This is a genomic window from Pseudomonas sp. GM84 (genome assembly GCF_000282535.1).
In the GTDB taxonomy this organism is placed as follows: Bacteria; Pseudomonadota; Gammaproteobacteria; order Pseudomonadales; family Pseudomonadaceae; genus Aquipseudomonas.
Genome location: NZ_AKJC01000206.1, coordinates 1 through 5,847, shown reverse-complemented (window position 1 = coordinate 5,847; position 5,847 = coordinate 1). Strand labels below are relative to the sequence as shown.

Here is a 5,847-nt window from a genome sequence, read left to right as displayed (position 1 = left end):
GGGAGCGGGCTTGCCGGCGAAACAGGCAGCGCGGAGCATGGCACCGGCTTCGCCGGTGTTCGCGGGACAAGCCCGCTCCCACAGGAATCGCGTCAACTTGTGGGAACATCTGTCTTGCTCATCTTGAGGGCAGAATTGCACCTCCAGGAGCGGGTTTATCGCGACGTCTTCCTAGCTGTCACCCTCTTGCTCTTGCACAGTGACCCTCACCCCCGTCGCTGCAATTTCGTATTCAGTCTCGGATATCTTGTGCACGGCGCCACCAAACTGCATTTCAAAGTGCTTTAGACCTGCATGTCGAATCATGCCATTTGGCGAGCGCTCAACGGTCTCGTCCTCATAGATGTTGATGACGTAGCTCACATTATCCGTACCCACCCCAACTATTTTCCCAACATATTTATCGGCCATGGTTCCACTCCTTGAGTGAAACCTCATGGTAGCTGGCATTGAGAGGCTGACCGTTCAGAACAGACGTGATACAGGGCAAGCACAACCTCACGCTAAAGCACGTTCCCTCCTCTTCGGACGAGACGACCGAAACATCACCCGCATGGGTCTTGGCTATCTGCTTCACGATGAATAACCCAAGCCCGATATTGCTCGCTTTCACAGACTTGTGACGACCCCGTATCAGCGGCTCGAACAGGCGGTCGAGCAATTCGGCGGGAATCGCAGCGCCCTGGTTGAGGACGCTGAGCGTGGTAATCGAACCCTCGGTCCTCGACGTCACGCGCACCGGTAACCCTGTATCGCCATAGGCAACAGCGTTGGCGACCAGATTGCCGATGAGCTGATAGAGACGATCCTTGTCGAACATGGCGCGGCGCTCACCGAAGTGCTCGTAGAGCAGCGAATGAGAGGGGTAAGTCAGCCGTAGCTCTTCCACGCATGCGCCTACGACCTTCGACAGATCGGCGACACCGGGGTGAATCGAAAGGTCCTGGCCTCCCTGGATGAGCGTGTAATCCAAAAGGTCGGCCACCAGTCGCTGGGCGCGTGCCACAGATTGGCTGATGTGCCTGAGCAACTCGCGCGTCTTGTCAGTCTGAGAGCGCCGCTCCAAAAGTTCCGTGGCCATCCTGATCGTCAGCAAGGGTGTGCGCAGGTCGTGGCTGACCATGCCAAGCATATGCCGGGAGAACGCCGCCTGCGGGTCCACCTGTACCTGAACCGCGCTGGACCGCCGCGACGACAGCAGCTCGTGCTGAACCTTAAGGCTCTTCGCCAGGCAGCGCTCGGCCAGCAGCCGGGCGACGAGCAGTTCGTATTCGTATCTTTGCCCCTGCGGGTCGTACAAGGTCAGCTCGTGAACGATGGCGTTCGAATACTGGCACGTGATTGCACTGGACATCATCGGCAGCATAAACCCCGCACGGTGCACGAAATCGAACTTGACGTTAGCCACCGCGCCCTGGACTTCCATTAGCGGCTGCCAGTACATCTGTTGAAAGGCTCTGGCCTCCTGGCTCAACAGCTGCTGAAAACGCATGCCGAGCAACTCGTCGCAGGCGTAGCCGATCCAGCGGCAGAAGGTGGGGTTGGCGCTTCGGATGCAACCATTTTCGTCCGTCAGCAGCAAACCGTGCTCGGATGGCTCCACACGAATTTGCAAGGCGATATCAGGACGCTTGCCGGTCGATGCCGTGATGTATCTCCTGAGGGTGTTCAAGATGCAGCCTCCTACGCTCTGGCACTACGGCCACTGCAAGGTGTGCAGGGGTGGGAGCGCCTTGGCGATTCTCGCGCAGCGATCCCTTGTTTCAGGATGTGCGCAATGCAGCGAAGGGTCTGTTCGCTACCGAACAGACCCTTCGCTCGCCGCCCCTCAGACTGAGTACTGCCCGGCCTGAACGCGGCTCCGGAACACCATGGACAATCCTTGGCTTTACTTGCCCGCTTTCGTACAGCGCCTGACGGGGTTTTCCCGGCGCTGGGGTTCGCCGCGCCACTCGTTCACCTACGAAAGCCTGCTGCGCTCGGAACTCTATGGCGCCGAGCAGATGGCCAGGCATGGTACCTGGCTTGCCAGCCAACACCGCTTGAGCCAACTGTCGGCCGACGATTCGCTGCTCGACCGCCTGGCCGACAACGAGCAGATGCTCTCCACCAGTTGCACCGCCCTCGCTGGCGCCCTGCCCGGCTCGCGCCCAGCGCTGCCCGCGGCGCAATGGTTGCTCGACAACTTCTACCTGGTCGAGTCCCATATCCGCATCGCCAAGCGCCACCTGCCAACCGGCTACAGCCTGCAGCTGCCGCGACTGGACAGCGGCCCCTCGAGCGGCCTGCCGCGGGTCTATGACCTCGCTCTGGAAACCATTTCCCACGGCGATGGCCGCTTCGACGCCGAAAGCCTCAGCCGTTTCGTCGAGGCCTACCAGCAAGCCGCCACGCTGACGCTCGGCGAACTCTGGGCGATCCCGATCATGCTGCGCCTGGCGCTGATCGAGAACCTTCGCAGGGTGGCGGCGCGGGTCATGGCCAACTTGTCGGATCGCGACCTGGCCAATACCTGGGCCGACCGCCTCGGCGAGATCGCCGAGCGCGACGCCAAGAGCGTTGTGCTGGTGGTCGCCGACATGGCCCGCTCGGACCCGCCGATGACCGCCGCCTTCGTCGCCGAGCTGGCAAGGCGGCTGCAGGGCCACAGCGCCACGCTGACCCAGCCGCTGGCCTGGGTCGAGCAGATGCTCGGCGAGTCGGCGCTCAGCATCGAGCGCTCCGTGCAACTCGATGCCCAGCAACAGGCCATCGACCAGGTGTCCATCAGCAACAGCATCGGCAGCTTGCGGCTGCTGTCGAGCATCGACTGGCGGCTGTTCGTCGAGCGCCTGAGCCATGTCGAACAGGCCCTCTGCCAGGATCCGGCCGCGGTTTACCCGGCCATGGATTTCGCCAGCCGTGACCACTATCGCCACGTGGTCGAACAGGTGGCACGCCATTGCGCCTTCAGCGAGGAGACGGTGGCGCGAACGGCCATCGAGCTTGCCCAGGCCGCAGGTGCCCGACCAGGTGAGCAGGCCGAGCATGTCGGCTTCTACCTGGTGGGCGACGGACTGCCGTTGCTGGAGCGACGCCTCGGTGCCCGGGTTGCACTTGCCCAGCGCTGGCAACGCCTGTTGCACCGGGCACCGCTAGCGTTCTACCTGGTGCCAACGGTGCTGCTGTCAGTGCTGTTGGCCTGGGGCTTCGTACGTGCCATCTACCTGGCTGGCTGGTCGTTGGCGGTCACGACGGCCATGGCCCTGCCGGTACTGTTGACGACCAGCCGCCTGGCCATTGGTCTGGTGAACTGGCTGGTGACACTGACCGTGAAGCCTTCCTTCCTGCCACGGCTGGACTACACCGCCGGGATTCCCGCCGACGCCCGCACACTGGTGGTGGTCCCTACCCTGCTGACGACGGCCGGCGATGTCGAGGAACTGGTCGAAGGGCTGGAGGTTCGTTTTCTGGCCAACCGGGACGAACACTTGCATTTCGCGCTGCTCAGCGACTTCATGGATGCCCGTGAACAGACAGGCCCCGAAGATGCTGCCCTGCTTGACCTGGCCTGCGAAGGCATACGGGCGCTGAACCACAAATACCCGATCCCGGGTTGCGAGCGCTTCTTCCTGCTGCAGCGGCCACGGGAGTGGAACGCGACCGAGCGCTGCTGGATGGGCCGCGAGCGCAAGCGTGGCAAGCTCGCTGACCTCAATGCCCTCCTGCGCGGGCGCGCCAGCGAGCGCTTCATGCGCATCGTCGGCGACCTGCAACAGCTCGGGCACGTGCGCTATGTCATCACCCTGGACACTGACACCCAGCTGCCACGCGGCGTCGCCCAGAAGTTCGTCGGCGCCATGCAGCACCCGCTGAACCGCGCACGGTTCGACCCGAGTACCGGTCGCGTCCGCTCGGGCTACGCGATTCTGCAACCACGCGTGGGCATCAGCCTGCCCAGCGTGTCGCGCTCGACCTATGCACGCCTGTTCGGCAGCGATGCCGGCGTCGACCCCTATACCCAGGCTGTCTCGGACGTTTATCAGGACCTGTTTCTCAGCGGCTCCTTCATTGGCAAGGGCATCTACGCCGTGGATGCCTTCGAGCGGGCCCTGGATGGCCGCTTCGCCGACAATCGCGTGCTCAGCCACGACCTGATCGAAGGCTGCTATGCACACTCGGGCCTGCTCAGCGACGTGCAGTTGTTCGAGGCCTACCCGGCGCGCTACAGCGCCGATATCAAGCGTCGCCACCGCTGGATCCGGGGAGACTGGCAACTGCTGCCGTGGCTGGTGCCCTGGCTGCGCACCGGCCGCCACGGCCTGGCGCAGAGCCCGCTCAGCGCACTGTCGCGCTGGAAGATCCTCGACAACCTGCGCCGCAGCCTGGAGCCGGCGGCCCTGCTGATCATGCTGCTGTGGGGCTGGCTGGCCAGCGCCTCGCCGCAGCCCTGGACCCTGGCGGTGCTGGGGTTGCTGCTGACCCGCCCGCTGCTGGACACCCTGCTCGAGTTGAGCCGCAAGACCAGCGATGTTCCGCTCGCCGAACACCTGCGCGCGGCCCTGCACACCTCGGGCAGCCACTTCGTGCGTGCCGGCCTGGCACTGGCCTGGCTGCCCTTCGAGACCGGCTACAGCCTGGACGCCATCCTGCGCACCCTGTGGCGGCTGATCGTCAGCAAGCGTCGGCTCCTGCAATGGAACCCCTCGCGAGAGGACGAACGCACCAGCGCCGACACCCTCCTGGCGGTGTATCGCCAGCAATGGCTACAGCCTGCCCTGGCCCTGGCCCTGGCATTGGCCGGCGCGCTGTCCGTGCAGCCGGGCGTGCTGCTCCTGGCCTCGCCGTTCCTCGTGCTCTGGCTGCTGGGCCCGGCACTGGCCTGGTGGCTCAGCCGGCCGCGGGGGCGGGCCGCGTTCGCGCCGCTGCCCGGGGACCTGCGATTTTTGCGGCGATTGGCACGCAGCAACTGGGCATTCTTCGACCATCATGTCGGCCCTGCCGACAACTGGCTGCCGCCCGACAACCTGCAGGAACCGCCCTTTGCCTGCATCGCGCACCGGACCTCGCCGACCAACATGGGCATGGCCCTGCTCTCGCACCTGGCGGCCCATGATTTCGGCTACCTGGGGGCCGGCCGCCTGTTCGAGCGCCTGGCGCAGATGCTCGACAGCATGAGCCGCCTGCAGCGCTACAAGGGGCATTTCTACAACTGGTACGACACCCAGACCCTCGCGCCCCTGGCACCGCTGTATGTCTCGGCGGTGGACAGTGGCAACCTGGCTGCCCTGCTCCTGACGCTGCGGCCCGGCCTGCTGGAAATGGCCGACACACCCGTGCTGGACCAACGCCTGACCCAGGGCCTGCTGGACACCTTCGACGCCCTGCTTGACGCACACGCCAGCGCGGGTCGTGACACCCGGGACATGGAAGCAATGCGCGAGCAGGTACGCGAAGCCCATGAGCACCCGGTCCAGCCACCGGTCACCTTGATGGCGCTGCTGGCCGAACAGCTGCAAAACATGATCACCTCGCCGGCAGCCGCGGATACCGATGACAGTGTGTTCTGGCTGCAGGCCCTGCATGCGCAGTGCCTGGACCTTGGCTCAGAGTGGCAGGGCTTGCAGTTGCCACCTGGCAACGCCCTTGCCCACCAGGCTCCGCTGAGCTGGCGACAACTGGCACAGCTCAAGCCTGACCAGTGGCCGGCCGCCGAACGCCTGGCCGTGAACAACGCCCGAGCGCTCGCCCGCCAGCGCATCGCCCAGGCCGAAGCCCTGGCACAGCGCATCACGGCCTTGGCCAGCATGGACTTCAGCTTCCTCTACGATGCCCACCGAGATCTGTTCGCCATCGGCTAAAACGCCG

The 5,847-nt window shown here is 64.6% G+C and carries 3 protein-coding genes; 1 reads left to right on the top strand and 2 read right to left on the bottom strand.

All coding sequences use genetic code 11. The features are described 5' to 3' along the window. Positions 1 to 171: 171 nt before the first annotated feature. Positions 172 to 411, bottom strand: a complete 240-nt coding sequence (locus PMI38_RS17265) for a hypothetical protein (RefSeq protein WP_008096477.1) — start codon at positions 409 to 411, stop codon at positions 172 to 174. After that, positions 401 to 1,672 (bottom strand): PAS domain-containing sensor histidine kinase, encoded by a 1,272-nt coding sequence (locus PMI38_RS17260; RefSeq protein WP_008096475.1) that lies wholly within the window; start codon positions 1,670 to 1,672, stop codon positions 401 to 403. Before PMI38_RS17260 ends, PMI38_RS17265 begins: the two co-directional genes overlap by 11 nt. A 199-nt stretch (positions 1,673 to 1,871) precedes the next feature. On the opposite strand from PMI38_RS17260, the gene PMI38_RS17255 reads away from it, so the two are divergent. Then, complete coding sequence (locus PMI38_RS17255; protein ID WP_008096473.1) at positions 1,872 to 5,840, top strand: hypothetical protein; 3,969 nt, start codon at positions 1,872 to 1,874, stop codon at positions 5,838 to 5,840. Positions 5,841 to 5,847 lie beyond the last annotated feature (7 nt).

Bases quoted from the DNA above. Each gene is read 5' to 3' on its own strand.
- PMI38_RS17265 (WP_008096477.1), bottom strand. From the start codon at position 411: ATGGCCGATAAATATGTTGGGAAAATAGTTGGGGTGGGTACGGATAAT.
- PMI38_RS17255 (WP_008096473.1), top strand. From the start codon at position 1,872: ATGGACAATCCTTGGCTTTACTTGCCCGCTTTCGTACAGCGCCTGACG.